Raw genomic sequence first — 14,387 nt, 5'->3', positions numbered from 1 at the left:
AAGGACGGCCCCTGGACGTTCGACGGCGACGCCCCGCGGCCGACCCCGGGACGCGACAGGAGCGTCGGTCTGTGCCGCAAGACGCTGGGCGAACTCACCGTACCGTGAGCGTGTCTCGTCCTGCTTGCCACCGCTGACGTTGATGAACGAGCACACGGACTCGACCTCGTTCTCGTGGCCCTCGTACGACAGCGGGGCGCTGAACGCGTACAGGCTGCGGCCCGCCGCGCCGGCCGTCACGTACACGACGCCTTCGGTCTCGGGGTACGCCGTGCCGCCGATCGGGAGCTTCTTGGTGACCGCGCCCGCCTTGATGACGTCGGTGCGCTCGTACTGGTGGTTGTGGCCGTTGATGACCAGGTCCACGGTGTACTTCTCGAACAGCGGCACCCACTCCTGACGGACGCCCCCCTCCGAGGCGTGCGCGGTGGAGGTGCAGTACGCGCAGTGGTGGAAGAAGACGACGATGAAGTCGACGTCCTTGCTCGCCCGGTACTTCTTCAGCTGCGCCTCGAGCCACTTGGTCTGGGTGCCGCCGGAGATGCCGAGGTTGGCCGGGATCTCGAACGAGATGTCGTTGGCGTCCTGCGAGATGACCGCCGTGTTGCCGTAGACGAAGGAGTAGACGCCCGGAAGGTTCTTCTTGTCCGGTCCGTTGTCCGGCAGGGTCCAGCGGGCTTCCTCACCGCCGTAGCCGTTGGGCGAGTACCAGGCCTCCATGTCGTGGTTGCCGTAGGCCGGCATCCACGGGACCTGCTTGGCGACGGACTCGGTCTGGTACAGGAACTGGTCCCACACGCGCGAGTCGAAGCCGGTGTCGGTGGTCTTGCCCTGGCCCGCCGGGTCGCCGTAGGCGATGTCACCGGCGTGCAGGTGGAAGGCCGGGTTCTGGCCGAGCAGCAGGCTGTTGTTGGCCAGGGCGTGGTAGCTGACGCCCTGGTCTCCGAAGGCCGTGAAGGTGAACGACTCGGCGCGCGAGGGCGCGGTGGTGAAGGTGCCGAGGGTGCCCAGCAGGTGACGCTCGGCCGGGTCGAAGCCCGCGTGGCCCACGCCGTAGTAGTACGTCATGCCGGGGCGCAGGTTGGTGAGCTTGGCGTGCAGGTAGTACTGCGTGTGGTCGCCGCTCGCGCCGACGCCCGCCGGGGTGTACAGGGTGCGGACCTCCGCGGGGATCTTGCGGGAGAGGTCCGTGGGGTGGGCACCGATGCGGATGAACGGGTTCTTCACCGCGACCGGGACCTGCCAGGAGACGGTGATCTCGGTGCGGGGGTCGTTGCCGAAGGCGAGGTGGCGGCCGAAGGGGGCGACGAGGGCGCCGTCGACCGTCTCGACCGCGGGGGCCGTGCTCTGGGTGGGAACGGCGGCCTCAGCGGTGGCACCCGAAACGAACGCGCCACCCGTGACGGCGCCGAGGGCGACGGCACCCCCCCTGATCATTGTGCGCCGGGAGAATCTCGCGCGCAGGTACTCGTGCTGCTCCGCCATGCTCATGCGGGCCGCGAGCTTCCCAGGCACTCCCATACGAGGTATGTCCGTGTGGCCAGAAGTTCCTCCCCATAGGAAACGTGGCGCAAGACACCGGATGGACAGTTGTCAAACAGGGCCCCATAAGAGTTTCAACAGCCATCTGCCCGAAATCGGGCACGATTCTTGCGATCCCGGCGCTCGTACTTCAGGATCTACCGGGTGCACGACGAACTTGTTGATCATCTGACGCGGTCCACGACCCTCAGCCGGGGCGAGGCGCTGCGCGTGGTCCAGGACGTGCTCGCCTACTTCGACGAGACGACCGAGGATTTCGTCCGTCGCCGCCACCGCGAGCTGCAGGCCCAGGGCATGGTGAACGCGACGATCTTCGAGCGGATCGAGGCGGACCTGAAGTACCGCGCGGTCGCACCGCCCGAGCTCACACTCCGGCAGTTGCGCCGCATCGTCTACGGCTGAGACGCCGAGGCCACTTCATCACAATAGGGACAAAAGGGACTTAAGGACTTATATGTGCGGAATCGTCGGATACATCGGTAAGCGCGACGTGGCCCCGCTGCTGCTCGAGGGCCTGCAGCGGCTGGAGTACCGCGGCTACGACTCGGCGGGCATCGTCGTCACGTCCCCGAAGACGGCCGGGCTGAAGACGGTCAAGGCCAAGGGCCGGGTCCGCGACCTGGAGGCCAAGGTCCCCGCGCGCTTCAAGGGCACCACAGGTATCGCCCACACCCGATGGGCCACCCACGGCGCCCCCTCCGACGTGAACGCCCACCCTCACCTGTCGGCCGACAACAAGGTCGCGGTCGTCCACAACGGCATCATCGACAACGCCTCCGAGCTGAGGAAGAAGCTGGAGGCGGACGGCGTCGAGTTCCTCTCCGAGACCGACACCGAGGTCCTCACCCACCTCATCGCCCGCTCCCAGGCCGAGACCCTCGAGGAGAAGGTCCGCCAGGCACTGCGGGTCGTCGAGGGCACCTACGGCATCGCCGTGATGCACGCCGACTTCTCGGACCGCATCGTCGTGGCCCGCAACGGCTCCCCGGTCGTCCTCGGCATCGGCGAGAAGGAGATGTTCGTCGCCTCCGATGTCGCCGCGCTGGTCGCCCACACCCGCCAGATAGTCACCCTCGACGACGGCGAGATGGCCACCCTCAAGGCCGACGACTTCCGCACGTACACCACCGAGGGCACCCGTACGACGGCCGAGCCGACCACCGTGGAGTGGGAGGCCGAGTCGTACGACATGGGCGGCCACGACACGTACATGCACAAGGAGATCCACGAACAGGCCGACGCCGTGGACCGCGTGCTGCGCGGCCGCATCGACGACCGGTTCTCCACCGTGCACCTGGGCGGCCTGAACCTGGACGCCCGCGAGGCGCGTGCCGTGCGCCGCGTGAAGATCCTCGGCTGCGGCACCTCTTACCACGCGGGCATGATCGGCGCCCAGATGATCGAGGAGCTGGCCCGCATCCCGGCGGACGCCGAGCCGGCCTCGGAGTTCCGCTACCGCAACGCGGTCGTGGACCCCGACACGCTGTACGTGGCGGTCTCCCAGTCCGGCGAGACCTACGACGTGCTGGCCGCCGTCCAGGAGTTGAAGCGCAAGGGCGCGCGGGTGCTGGGCATCGTCAACGTCGTCGGTTCGGCGATCGCGCGTGAGGCGGACGGCGGTATGTACGTCCACGCGGGGCCCGAGGTGTGCGTGGTGTCCACCAAGTGCTTCACCAACACCACCGTGGCCTTCGCACTGCTCGCACTGCACCTCGGACGCACACGTGACCTGTCGGTGCGCGACGGCAAGCGGATCATCGAGGGACTGCGCAGGCTGCCCGGGCAGATCTCCGAGATCCTTGCGCAGGAGGAGGAGATCAAGAAGCTGGCGGACCAGTTCGCGGACGCCCGCTCGATGCTCTTCATCGGACGCGTGCGCGGCTACCCGGTGGCCCGCGAGGCCTCGCTGAAGCTGAAGGAGGTCTCGTACATCCACGCCGAGGCGTACCCGGCCTCCGAACTCAAGCACGGCCCGCTGGCCCTGATCGAGCCGGCTCTCCCGACCGTCGCGATCGTGCCGGACGACGACCTGCTGGAGAAGAACCGCGCGGCCATGGAGGAGATCAAGGCCCGAAGCGGCACGATCCTCGCGGTCGCCCACCAGGACCAGGAGAAGGCCGACCACACGATCGTCGTCCCGAAGAACGAGGACGAGCTGGACCCGATCCTGATGGGCATTCCGCTGCAACTCCTCGCCTACCACACGGCCTTGGCGCTGGGCCGGGACATCGACAAGCCGCGCAACCTGGCCAAGTCGGTGACCGTGGAGTAGCAACTCCCCCACTGCGGGCCCGAATGTGAACGACCCCCTGTGTGCCACCAGCACAGGGGGTCGTTCCTTCAGGGGCCGGGGCCGCCCTCCCCCACGTTCTCGCCTTCACGCGAACAGGGGGACCCATCCCCGGCCAGGCGCTGCGTCAGCCGGCGGCCGTCACCCCCCGGCCGGCAGCACGTCGCGGCAGGGCCGTGGGCCACTTGGCCAGCACCGCCGTCGCCGCGTACCAGGCGACGGCGCCCGCGGCGACCGCGAACCAGCCGCCGGCCTTGCCCAGAGAGTCGTTGCCCGCCAGGCGCGCGATGGCGAGCAGGAGCAGCGAGACGAAGAGCAGCCCGTAGGTGCCCTGGTCGAGGACACCGCCGGTGGCTCCGAGCGCCAGGCTCAGCGCCACGAGGGCGAACAGCAGAAGGAAGAGTCCGGCTGCGTTGTCGGACATCTGGTTGCCGGCCGTGACGGCCCAGGTGAACCACAGGGCGCCGAGCGCCGAGAAGGCCGTACCCGTGGCGGTGTCGCGGTCGCGGAGAGCGAACAGGCCGGCGAGGAACAGGGCCACGCCGCCGACATAGTGGGCCAGTGACACGGCGTCGGCCGTCGTCACGCCGTCGATCACCTTGGTTGATCCGAGACCGAAGGCCAGCAGCGTGATGCCCAGTGCCAGTCGGCCGACGGTCGAGGTGGTGCTTCCCGCAGAGACGTCGTTGTCCACGGCGGGCTCCCTTCTTGTCCTGCATATACGGTGGTGCGGTGACCGATATATGCCCTTCACAAGGGCACAAACACCTCTACGCGCGAGTAGGTTCAGGCGGTCACACAAGGGAGTTGGCGCTACCCACCGTGCATCTCACCTGGGCCAACGCCGAGTTGCGGAATGACAACACCGGGATTGCGACGGCACTGTGCGGGGGCGACGCCGAACGGTCGGACGCAAGAGCGCACCGGCCGTGACGGTGCGCCTGAGAAGTGTCAGGGGATGACGACCACGGGGCGCTGGGCGCGCTTGGCGAGGCGGCCCGCCACCGAGCCGAAGATACGGCCCACTATGCCGTGGGTGGACCCGACGACGATCGCGTCCGCCTCGTACTCCCGCCCGACCTCTTCGAGTTCGTGGCAGATGTCACCGCCGCGCTCCACCAGGATCCAGGGCACTTCGGCGAGGTGGTCCGCGCAGGCGAGTTCGAGGCCGAGGACTTCGGTGCGGTGGTCCGGAACGTCGACGAAGACCGGGGGCTCACAGCCCGCCCACACCGTGGTGGGCAGCCGGTTGGCGACATGGACGATGATCAGGCCCGAGCCGGAGCGGTAGGCCATGCCGATCGCGTACGCCAGGGCACGCTCGCTGGAGGTGGAACCGTCGAAGCCGACCACGACGCCGTGCTTGAAGGCGGGGTCGCAGGACGGGCGTGACTCTTCGGCCGCCAAGGGCTCGGCCGCCGTGGGATCGGCGACGGGGCGCTTGCGGTCCGCGGGATCGAAGAATTCGTGACCGGCCATGAGTGTCTCGGCGTTGTGATCCTCGTGGGTGGGACGACAGTGTGCGGCGGAGCTGTGTCCGGGAATCATCTTCCCAACCCCATACCCCCAAGGGTACGGCGGCACGCCTCCTTAGCCCAGATCCCGCGCACACCGCACGGGGTTCCAGGGAGCATGCACGAGGGGGCGCCCGCAACGCAATGGTTGCTGCCCCGTACAGGCGGTTTGCACAGGGTTCACCCAGGAACGGGGCCGCGCCACGCGCCCGGCGCAGCCCCGGGGCCGTACGCCGGAGCGCGGACCGCAGACCGCGGGACCCGGCAGTGACCCACCGGTCGAACAGGCGTTGAATCCGGTGACCCACCGCCGTAGGGAGCACCCCGTGTCCGGACCCCGCACCGCCCCCCAGAAACACCCCGAGCCGGACACCACGAGCGACGTGGTGCGCTGGGCCGCCTTCTGCTGTGTCCTGGTCCCCGTCATCCTCGTCTGGTACGGCACCTCGCCGGCCGCCGCGCTCAGCACAGCACTGGGCCTCGCGGTCGTGACCGGGGCGTGCCGCGCGCTGCTGCGGCAGTCCGAGCGGGGCGCGGCGCAACTTCAGGCCGAAGAGCCCACCCCGCACCGGGCACGGCACGGCTGGACCGGAACGGGGGCGCACAGGGGCGGACGCCACACTGGGGGAAACACTCCGGTCGACTGACCGGTTTCCGCGCACGCGCCCGCTTCTTTTCAGCCAACTTCTGAACCGTATGCGTCACGGGCCCGTAGGACCCCCCACCCCCCGTTCGACCTGCGCCGAAAGGGACTCGAAGGGCGCGCGCACCCTACGTGGATTGGCCACTGGGACGAGGCGCACTTCCCTGCACGGCCCACGAGTGCAACGCTTCGTGATCGAATGCTTCACGCCAAGTTGCCATGTCGACAATGTGCCGGATGGTGAACTGGTCACGCCGGCACCACGGGACACAGTAGATTCGATCATGATTGTCTACGGCGGGGGACTCGTGCAGGACCGAGGGGAAACGTGCAGGAGCGACACAACCGAGGAGCCGCGACCACCGAGGGGGGCTTAGCAGTATGAGCCACGACTCCACTGCCGCGCCGGAAGCCGCGGCCCGGAAGCTTTCCGGGCGACGCCGCAAGGAGATCGTCGCGGTGCTGCTGTTCAGCGGCGGCCCCATTTTCGAGAGTTCCATACCGCTTTCGGTGTTCGGGGTCGACCGCCAGGACGCCGGAGTGCCGCGCTACCGACTGCTGGTGGCTGCCGGCGAGGAAGGCCCGCTGCGGACCACAGGGGGCCTGGAACTCACCGCGCCGTACGGCCTCGAGGCGATCTCGCGGGCGGGCACCGTCGTCGTGCCGGCCTGGCGGTCGATCACCTCGCCGCCGCCGGAGGAGGCGCTCGACGCACTGCGCCGGGCGCACGAAGAGGGCGCCCGCATCGTCGGGCTGTGCACCGGCGCCTTCGTACTGGCCGCCGCCGGACTGCTGGACGGACGGCCGGCCACCACACACTGGATGTACGCGCCGACGCTGGCCAAGCGCTATCCGTCGGTGCACGTCGATCCGCGTGAGCTGTTCGTGGACGACGGAGACGTCCTGACGTCCGCGGGTACCGCGGCCGGCATCGACCTCTGTCTCCACATCGTGCGCACGGACCACGGTAACGAGGCGGCCGGCGCGCTCGCCCGGCGTCTCGTGGTCCCGCCGCGACGCAGCGGCGGCCAGGAGCGCTACCTCGACAGGTCTTTACCGGAGGAGATCGGCGCCGACCCGCTCGCGGAGGTCGTCGCCTGGGCGCTGGAGCACCTCCACGAACAGTTCGACGTGGAGACGCTGGCCGCGCGCGCGTACATGAGCCGACGGACCTTCGACCGGCGCTTCCGCTCGCTCACCGGGAGCGCGCCGCTGCAGTGGCTGATCACCCAGCGGGTATTGCAGGCGCAGCGGCTCCTGGAGACCTCCGACTACTCGGTCGACGAGGTCGCCGGGCGCTGCGGCTTCCGCTCCCCGGTCGCGCTGCGCGGGCACTTCCGGCGCCAGCTCGGCTCGTCGCCCGCCGCGTACCGCGCCGCGTACCGGGCGCGCCGCCCGCAGGGCGACCGGCCGGGGGACGCGGACGGTCCCGGAGGCCCATCGGCGCCGCAGATCCCGCAGGAGGCGGCCCCGGTCCCCCTGCAGACCCGCCGCACGGCGGCCGCGAGCGCGCTCGGCCCCACGGCCTCCCTGTCCACGGACAACGGCAGGCACGTCCCGGAGCTGTACGCGACGAGCCGCCCCAGCCTGCCCGGCCAGCGCAGCGCGCCGTAGCACCGCCGTACCACTGAGGACGGGCGGGATCCCGAGAACGTACGCGCCGGGGACCCCGCCCGTCCCCCGTGCCGCGCGCCGGACCCGCGTGCTTCCGGGGCCGGGCCCCCTTGTCTTCGGCTGTCTTCGGCTGTCTTCGGCGCCCACCCCGCATACCCCGGACCCCCTCTTCGCGCTCTCGGCGGGGTCTCCTCGCGCCGGCGACGGCCGTCCTGTCATGCACGGGCGGTCCGCCCGGCCCCGACGGGCCATAAGGTGGGACACATGAACGATCGCATGGTGTGGATCGACTGCGAGATGACGGGGCTCTCGCTGTCCGACGACGCGCTCATCGAGGTGGCCGCGCTGGTCACCGACTCCGAGCTGAACGTACTCGGCGAAGGAGTGGACATCGTGATCCGGCCGCCGGACACGGCGCTGGAGACGATGCCGGAGGTGGTGCGTCAGATGCACACCGCCTCGGGACTGCTCGACGAGCTGGCAGCCGGCACGACGCTCGCCGACGCCGAGGAGCAGGTCCTCGCGTACGTACGGGAGCACGTCAAGGAACCCGGCAAGGCCCCGCTGTGCGGCAACTCCGTCGGCACGGACCGCGGCTTTCTGACCCGCGACATGCCGACGCTGGAGGACTACCTCCACTACCGGATCGTGGACGTCAGCTCGATCAAGGAGCTGGCCCGGCGCTGGTATTCGCGGGCGTACTTCAACAGCCCCGAGAAGAACGGCAACCACCGGGCACTGGCCGACATCCGCGAGTCGATCGCGGAGTTGCGCTACTACCGGGAGGCGATTTTCGTGCCGCAGCCGGGTCCCGACTCGGACACGGCGCGCACGATCGCGGCCCGGCACGTGGTGCCCGCCAAGTAGCGGCCTCGACGGGGCCCGGCCCGGGCCCCGGAGAAACGCTGGCGCGAGCATCCCTTCGGACCCTGTACACTTTTTCTCGGCCGGTGGGGGAAACCACTCGAAAAACACCGGTCATGGTGGGTGTAGCTCAGCTGGTAGAGCACCTGGTTGTGGTCCAGGATGTCGCGGGTTCGAGTCCCGTCACTCACCCTGTTCGGTCAGCCGGTGGCCCGCGGAAGCGGGCCACCGGCTGACCGGTTTTCAGGAACCTTCCGCCCCGTGCCCGGTGTCGATGACACAGAACCGGTTGCCGTCCGGGTCGGCCAGCACGACGAAGTCGGCGTCCTCGGGATACAGGTCCCAGTCGACACGCCGCGCGCCGAGCGCGACGAGCCGCTCGACTTCGGCCGCCTGATCGGCGGCGTCGCCCGCGTACAGATCGAGATGCACGCGCGGATGCTCCTGTACGGGCGTCTCGCTCAGCCCGAGCGACAGCCGCGGTCCGGCGGCTGTGCCCGGCGGCACCAGCACGACCCAGTCGTCCTCGATGACCCCGTCCCGTGGCACATGGCCCAGCGCTTCCGTCCAGAACGCGGCGGCGCGTCGCACATCGGACACACCCATCACGACCGACCCGATGCTCAGCATGCCCCCATTCTGTCCACCACGGGCTCAGGAGGAGTCCCGCAGCACCAATTCCGTCGGCAGGACCACCTGGCGGCGTTCCAGGGTCCGGGGCGCCGGCGGACGGCGGTCCGCGATCTCGTCCAGCAGCAGGTCGATCATCGCCCGGCCCATCTCGTCGATCGGCTGGCGCACGCTCGTCAGGGGCGGGTCCATGTGGCGGGCGATCGCCGAGTCGTCGTAGCCGACCAGCGCCACGTCGTCGGGGATGCGCCGGCCCACTTCGCGCAGCACCTGACGGGCGCCCGCCGCCATCACGTCCGACTCCGCGAACACCGCGTCCAGACCGGGGCGGCGGGCCAGGAGTTCCGTCATCGCCCGGCGGCCGCCCTCCTCCGTGAAGTCACCCGGGACGATCAGGGCCTCGTCCACCTCCCGGCCCGCGTCCCGCAGGGCGTCACGGTAGCCGTCGATACGCCGCTGGGCGCCGTACACGTCGAGGCGGCCGGTGATCGTGGCGATGTGCCTACGACCGCGGGCTATCAGGTGCTCGACGGCGGAGCGGCCGCCGCCGTAGTTGTCCGAGTCCACCGACGGCAGCGTCTCGTGCTCCGAGCGCGGACCGCTGATCACCGCCGGGATCTCCAGCTGGGCGAGCAGGTCGGGCAGCGGGTCGTCCGCGTGCACCGAGACCAGCAGCACCCCGTCCACCCGGTGCGCCGCCAGGTACTGGGCCAGTCTGCGGCGCTCGCGGTCGCTGCCCGCGAAGATCAGCAGCAGCTGCATCTCCGTGTCCGACAGCTCGGCGCCCACGCCTCTCAGCATGTCCGAGAAGTACGGCTCCGCGAAGAAGCGGGTCTCCGGTTCGGGGACGACGAGGGCGATGGCGTCCGTACGGTTGGCGGCCAGCGCCCGGGCCGCCGTGTTCGGCACGTAGCCGAGCTCCGCGACCGCCGCCTCGACGGCCGCGCGCGTCGCATCGCTGACCCGGGGCGAGCCGTTGATCACCCGGGAGACCGTGCCGCGGCCGACGCCGGCGCGTGCGGCGACCTCCTCCAGCGTCGGCCGTCGGCCGCCCCGGCCCCGCCCTCCGTTGACTGCCATGGTCTCCGCCTCCCGTTCCCGGCCGTCAGGCCAGGAATGTGTTCGCAGCCGTCTGGCCAGGAATGTAACAAGCGGGAGCCTGCCGCATCCGGTCCCATCATCCCGCCCCGTCGAGGTGGCCTTTTCCGTCGGGCCGGGTAAGCGCCGCCGAGGGGCGCCGCAACGGCCACGGCGGCGCCCCTCGGGTCGGGCGGTCAGGCGTTACTGCTGCCCACCGACGGTCGGCAGCGCGTTCCTCCGGATCACGTCGGCGTACCAGTGGGCGCTCGCCTTGGGGATGCGGCGCTGGGTCGAGTAGTCGACGTAGACGGTGCCGAAGCGCTTCGAGTAGCCGTAGGACCATTCGAAGTTGTCCAGCAGGGACCACAGGAAGTAGCCGCGCACGTCCGCTCCGTCGGCGATGGCCCGCCGCACGGCGTCCAGATGGGCGTGGAGGTAGGCGATCCGCTGCGGGTCGTTCACCTCGCCCTCGGGCGAGATGTAGTCGTCGAAGGCGGCGCCGTTCTCGGTGACCATCAGCGGCAGCCGCGGGTGCGACGCGGCCAGATCGGTCAGCAGGGTGTGCAGCCCGCTGGGGTCGATGGCCCAGTTCATCGCCGTGAGGTCGCCGTTGGCGAGGTGGAAGGCGACGTGCTCGGAGCCGGTCCACGGCGAGTGGTCGCTCGCGCCGTGGCCGTCGTTCTTGGTGGTGCCGGCGCCGTCGGTGGCCAGGGAGACCACGGTCGGCGAGTAGTAGTTGACGCCGAGCACGTCGATGGGACGGGAGATCTCGGCCAGATCGCCGTCCTGCACCAGCTGATCCCAGTCGACGATGCGCGCGGTGTCTTCGAGCAGGTCCTCCGGGTAGGCGCCGTCGAGGATGGGGCCGGTGAAGACCCTGTTGCCGACCGCGTCGATGCGGCGTGCGGCCTCTGCGTCCTCGGCGCTGCCGGTGAGGGGGCGCACCTGGTGCAGGTTGAGGGTGATGGAGGTCTGCGCGGACGCCGGCAGGGCCGAGCGCAGTGCCCCGATCGCCTGGCCATGGGCCAGGTTGAGGTGGTGGGCGGCGCGCAGAGTGGCGGCCGGGTCGGTGCGGCCCGGCGCGTGCACGCCGGAGCCGTAACCGAGGAACGCCGAGCACCACGGCTCGTTGAGGGTGGTCCACACACCGACCTTGTCCCCCAGGGCCCGGGCCATGATGTCGGCGTACTCGGCGAAGCGGTGCGCGGTGTCGCGGTGCGGCCAGCCGCCCGCGTCCTCGAGTTCCTGAGGCAGGTCCCAGTGGTAGAGGGTGGCGACGGGGGTGATGCCCGCCTCCAGGAGCTCGTCGGTGAGCCGACGGTAGAAGTCCAGGCCCCGCTCGACGGCGGGCCCGCGGCCGGTGGGCTGCACCCGGGACCAGGAGACGGAGAAACGGTACGCCTTCAGTCCGAGGTCCTTCATCAGCGCCACATCGTCGCGGTACCGGTGGTAGTGGTCGGCAGCGATGTCACCGGTGTCGCCGTTGCGGACCTTTCCGGGGGTGTGGCTGAAGGTGTCCCAGATGGAAGGGGTGCGGCCGTCCTCGGTGGCGGCGCCCTCCACCTGATACGCGGCGGTTGCGGCGCCCCAGACGAAGCCGGGCGGGAAGGATGTGGCCGAGGCCGACTGGGTAGTCGTCTCGGGTCGTACGGCGGTCATCGTGAGAACGCTCCCAAAGTGGCGGATGGAAAGGTCGGAGGGTGGTCCGGCGGTAGGGGAAGGCGAGCGGGACGCGGAGGTGGATGCCCGTCCGGTACGGCCCGCGCGGGCGGGCCGTACGGGACGGCGGACGGGGCGAGCCGTGGGGACGGCGGACGCGGCAAGCGCCTCGGGCCGCCGGTTGCGTGCTCCGGCGCCGGCCCGGCGTCAGCCCTTGACGGCGCCCGACATGATGCCCCCGACGATCTGCTTGCCGAAGATCACGAAGACCAGCAGCAGCGGCAGCGTGCTGATCAGGGCTCCGGCCATGACGATGCTCTGGTCGGGGGTGTAGGAGGCACTGAGCTGGCCGAGGGCCACCTGGATGGTCGGGTTCTCCTGGTTCAGGGCCAGGAAGGGCCAGAAGAAGTCGTTCCAGGCCTGTACGAAGGTGAGCATGCCCAGCACCATCATCGCGGGCCGGGCCACGGGCAGGACCACGCTCCACACGATGCGGATGTTGCTCGCGCCGTCCACCTTGGCCGCCTCGACGAGTTCGTAGGGCAGGGCCTCCACCAGGTACTGGCGCATGAAGAAGACACCGAAGGCGCCGACGAGGGTCGGAAAGATCACCGACTCGAGCTTTCCGCCCCATCCGATGTCCGACATCATCATGAAGAGCGGGACGACACTGAGCTGCGGTGGAATGGTCAGCGTGGCGATGACCGCGGTCATCAGGACGCCGCGCCCGCGGAAGCGCATCTTGGCGAAGGCGTAGCCGGCGAGGGTGCAGAAGAACAGCGTCGCGGCGGTGATGCAGCCGGACACGATGACGCTGTTGACGATGGCCTTCCCCAAGTGCGCCTGTTCCCAGGCCGACTGGAGGTTGCTCCACAGATGGCCGCCCGGCACGAGCGGCGGCGGGCTGTCGAGGACCCGCTGCTGATCGTGCGAGGCGGCGACCAGGGTCCAGTACAGGGGAAATATCGACCCCAGGCCGACGATGATCAGGGCCGCGTAGGTGAACGGGCCACCCTTGAGCTGCTGGCCGGCGCCGAGCTTGAAACGGCCGCGGCCCTTGCCGCCAGTGTGGGGCAGCGCTGCCGGAACGAGGTCGGGCGCGGTCTTGGTGGGACTGGTGGTGGTCATCGATTTCGCTCCCGTCAGGCCGCGCTCTTGCGCACGAACCGGCCGACGATCCAGTTGATCAAGGCGATGAGCAGCAGCAGGACGAGCATCGCCCAGGCCACGGCCGCGGCCGGGCCCAGATGTCCCAGCTTCCAGCCGTAGTTGAAGAGATAGATGCTGAGGGTCTCGTACTGGTGCTCGCTGCCGCCGATGGAGCCGAGCGTTCCGCCCTGCAGCAGCAGCGGCTCACCGAACAGCTGCATGGAGCCGATGGTCGAGATGACGATCGTGAACAGGATCGTCGGCCGCAGCGAGGGAATGGTCACCTTGCGGAACTGCTGCCATCGCGTCGCTCCGTCGATCGAAGCCGCCTCGTACAGATCGGTCGGCACCGCCTGCATGGCCGCGAGATAGATCAGGGCGTTGTAGCCGGTCCATCGCCAGATCACGATGACCGAGATGGCGATCTTGGACGTCCACTCCCCGTTGCCCCAGTCGATGTTGCCGAAGCCGACGAAGTGCAGCACCCAGTTGAGCAGACCTCCGTCGGCCCGGAAGACCAGGGCGAAGACCAGGGCCGCCGTCGCCACCGAGGTGGCGTACGGGGTGAGGATCACCGTCCGCCAGAACGTGCTGGCGCGCAGCTTGTAGTTGAGCAGATGGGCGAGGCCCAGCGCCACGAGCAGCTGGGGGACGGTCGAGATGACGCCGATCACGAAGGTGTTGGCGACGGCCGTCCAGAACTCGGAATCCTGGAGGATCTTGGCGAAGTTGTCCCAGCCGACCCACTCGGACTGGTTGAGGCTCGTCATCTCCACCCGGTGCAGGGCGATCCAGCCGGTGTAGAGAAGCGGGTAGAGACCGAAGGCGCCGAAGATGAGGAAGAAGGGGGCGATGTACGCGTAGGGCGACGCCATGTCGTCGAAGCGCCACAGCCGACTGCGCCACGCCCGCCGGCCGCGTCCGTTCGACGGGGTGCCGGAGCCGCCGGGCGGCGGGCTGTAGGCGCCCCGGGTGGGGGTTGTTGTTGCCACGGAGGGAGTCCTTCTCTGGGGGTTCGGCCGGGTACGGGGCCGGGGACGAATCCATGGGCTAGGCGCCGGTCCCGTCGCGCCCCGGAGCGGGTCGGTGGGGTACCGGCCGGCTCCGCGCCCCCGGCCTGGAGTCCGTGTGGGGCAAGGTCCGGCCGCCGGATTCGGGCTGTGCCGCTCAGGCGCCGGGCCCGATCGGGGGATCGGGCCGGTCCCGGTCGGCGCTGTCGGACGAGCGCCGACCGGCGAAGCGGTCACACGGCACGGGCCGTCGGGGCGGGGGGGCCCCCCCCGGGGGGGGGGGGCCCCCCCCCCCGGCGGGGCCCCCCCCCCCGGCGGGGGGGGCCGCCCCCCGCGCGGGCCCCCCCCCCGGCGCAGGACCCGCGGGGGGGGGGGAGGTGGGGGGGTGCGGC

Annotated in this window: 12 protein-coding genes, 1 tRNA gene and 1 pseudogene; 6 read left to right on the top strand and 8 right to left on the bottom strand. The window is 70.1% G+C overall.

Translation table 11 applies throughout. From position 1 onward, the window contains the following. Positions 1–39: 39 nt before the first annotated feature. A pseudogene (locus tag ACZ3TS_RS32265) lies at positions 40–1,521 on the bottom strand (purple acid phosphatase family protein); the annotation flags it as partial. A gap of 165 nt (positions 1,522–1,686) precedes the next feature. Here ACZ3TS_RS32265 and ACZ3TS_RS32260 point away from each other — a divergent pair. Both ACZ3TS_RS32260 and glmS read left to right on the top strand, forming a co-directional pair. Continuing rightward, positions 1,687–1,944, top strand: a complete 258-nt coding sequence (locus ACZ3TS_RS32260; RefSeq protein ID WP_467624914.1) for a hypothetical protein — start codon at positions 1,687–1,689, stop codon at positions 1,942–1,944. A 52-nt stretch (positions 1,945–1,996) separates the two neighbouring features. Beyond that, positions 1,997–3,814 (top strand): glutamine--fructose-6-phosphate transaminase (isomerizing), encoded by a 1,818-nt coding sequence (gene glmS, locus ACZ3TS_RS32255; RefSeq protein WP_467624913.1) that lies wholly within the window; start codon positions 1,997–1,999, stop codon positions 3,812–3,814. 145 nt (positions 3,815–3,959) lie between these two features. Here the strand turns inward: glmS and ACZ3TS_RS32250 are convergent, their stop codons facing one another. Further along, on the bottom strand, positions 3,960–4,526 hold the full coding sequence (locus ACZ3TS_RS32250) for a GPR1/FUN34/YaaH family transporter (protein ID WP_467624910.1): 567 nt from the start codon (positions 4,524–4,526) through the stop codon (positions 3,960–3,962). Between the two features lie 257 nt (positions 4,527–4,783). After that, positions 4,784–5,311, bottom strand: a complete 528-nt coding sequence (locus tag ACZ3TS_RS32245) for a universal stress protein (RefSeq protein ID WP_467624908.1) — start codon at positions 5,309–5,311, stop codon at positions 4,784–4,786. A 361-nt stretch (positions 5,312–5,672) separates the two neighbouring features. Between ACZ3TS_RS32245 and ACZ3TS_RS32240 the strand changes: the two genes are divergently transcribed. From ACZ3TS_RS32240 to ACZ3TS_RS32225, 4 genes are all read left to right on the top strand, one after another. Then, positions 5,673–5,993 carry a hypothetical protein gene (locus ACZ3TS_RS32240; RefSeq protein WP_467624906.1) on the top strand — a complete coding sequence of 107 codons (321 nt, stop codon included), beginning with the start codon at positions 5,673–5,675 and terminating at the stop codon, positions 5,991–5,993. A gap of 377 nt (positions 5,994–6,370) precedes the next feature. After that, on the top strand, positions 6,371–7,603 hold the full coding sequence (locus tag ACZ3TS_RS32235; RefSeq protein WP_467624905.1) for a helix-turn-helix domain-containing protein: 1,233 nt from the start codon (positions 6,371–6,373) through the stop codon (positions 7,601–7,603). 264 nt (positions 7,604–7,867) lie between these two features. Beyond that, positions 7,868–8,470 (top strand): oligoribonuclease, encoded by a 603-nt coding sequence (gene orn, locus ACZ3TS_RS32230; protein WP_467624903.1) that lies wholly within the window; start codon positions 7,868–7,870, stop codon positions 8,468–8,470. Positions 8,471–8,586: 116 nt separating this feature from the next. Then, positions 8,587–8,659, top strand: a tRNA-His gene (locus ACZ3TS_RS32225). Positions 8,660–8,710: 51 nt separating this feature from the next. Here ACZ3TS_RS32225 and ACZ3TS_RS32220 read toward each other — a convergent pair. The 5 genes from ACZ3TS_RS32220 to ACZ3TS_RS32200 all read right to left on the bottom strand — a co-directional run bounded on the left by ACZ3TS_RS32220 (position 8,711) and on the right by ACZ3TS_RS32200 (position 13,977). Next, on the bottom strand, positions 8,711–9,097 hold the full coding sequence (locus ACZ3TS_RS32220) for a VOC family protein (RefSeq protein WP_467624902.1): 387 nt from the start codon (positions 9,095–9,097) through the stop codon (positions 8,711–8,713). Between the two features lie 24 nt (positions 9,098–9,121). Further along, positions 9,122–10,177, bottom strand: a complete 1,056-nt coding sequence (locus tag ACZ3TS_RS32215) for a LacI family DNA-binding transcriptional regulator (protein WP_467624899.1) — start codon at positions 10,175–10,177, stop codon at positions 9,122–9,124. Positions 10,178–10,378: 201 nt separating this feature from the next. After that, on the bottom strand, positions 10,379–11,836 hold the full coding sequence (locus ACZ3TS_RS32210) for a GH1 family beta-glucosidase (RefSeq protein ID WP_467624898.1): 1,458 nt from the start codon (positions 11,834–11,836) through the stop codon (positions 10,379–10,381). 207 nt (positions 11,837–12,043) lie between these two features. Next, positions 12,044–12,964 carry a carbohydrate ABC transporter permease gene (locus tag ACZ3TS_RS32205; RefSeq protein ID WP_467624895.1) on the bottom strand — a complete coding sequence of 307 codons (921 nt, stop codon included), beginning with the start codon at positions 12,962–12,964 and terminating at the stop codon, positions 12,044–12,046. A gap of 14 nt (positions 12,965–12,978) precedes the next feature. After that, positions 12,979–13,977 (bottom strand): carbohydrate ABC transporter permease, encoded by a 999-nt coding sequence (locus tag ACZ3TS_RS32200; RefSeq protein ID WP_467624893.1) that lies wholly within the window; start codon positions 13,975–13,977, stop codon positions 12,979–12,981. Between the last annotated feature and the right edge of the window lie 410 nt (positions 13,978–14,387).

The sequence above is a fragment of the Streptomyces sp. NPDC022910 genome, assembly GCF_055561075.1.
This window is presented reverse-complemented; position numbering and strand designations above follow the sequence as displayed.

What these genes read in the sequence shown, in the direction of transcription:
- glmS (WP_467624913.1), top strand. Translation starts at nt 1,997, where the DNA reads ATGTGCGGAATCGTCGGATACATCGGTAAGCGCGACGTGGCCCCGCTG.
- ACZ3TS_RS32245 (WP_467624908.1), bottom strand. Translation starts at nt 5,311, where the DNA reads ATGGCCGGTCACGAATTCTTCGATCCCGCGGACCGCAAGCGCCCCGTC.
- ACZ3TS_RS32235 (WP_467624905.1), top strand. Translation starts at nt 6,371, where the DNA reads ATGAGCCACGACTCCACTGCCGCGCCGGAAGCCGCGGCCCGGAAGCTT.
- orn (WP_467624903.1), top strand. Translation starts at nt 7,868, where the DNA reads ATGAACGATCGCATGGTGTGGATCGACTGCGAGATGACGGGGCTCTCG.
- ACZ3TS_RS32220 (WP_467624902.1), bottom strand. Translation starts at nt 9,097, where the DNA reads ATGCTGAGCATCGGGTCGGTCGTGATGGGTGTGTCCGATGTGCGACGC.
- ACZ3TS_RS32215 (WP_467624899.1), bottom strand. Translation starts at nt 10,177, where the DNA reads ATGGCAGTCAACGGAGGGCGGGGCCGGGGCGGCCGACGGCCGACGCTG.
- ACZ3TS_RS32210 (WP_467624898.1), bottom strand. Translation starts at nt 11,836, where the DNA reads ATGACCGCCGTACGACCCGAGACGACTACCCAGTCGGCCTCGGCCACA.
- ACZ3TS_RS32205 (WP_467624895.1), bottom strand. Translation starts at nt 12,964, where the DNA reads ATGACCACCACCAGTCCCACCAAGACCGCGCCCGACCTCGTTCCGGCA.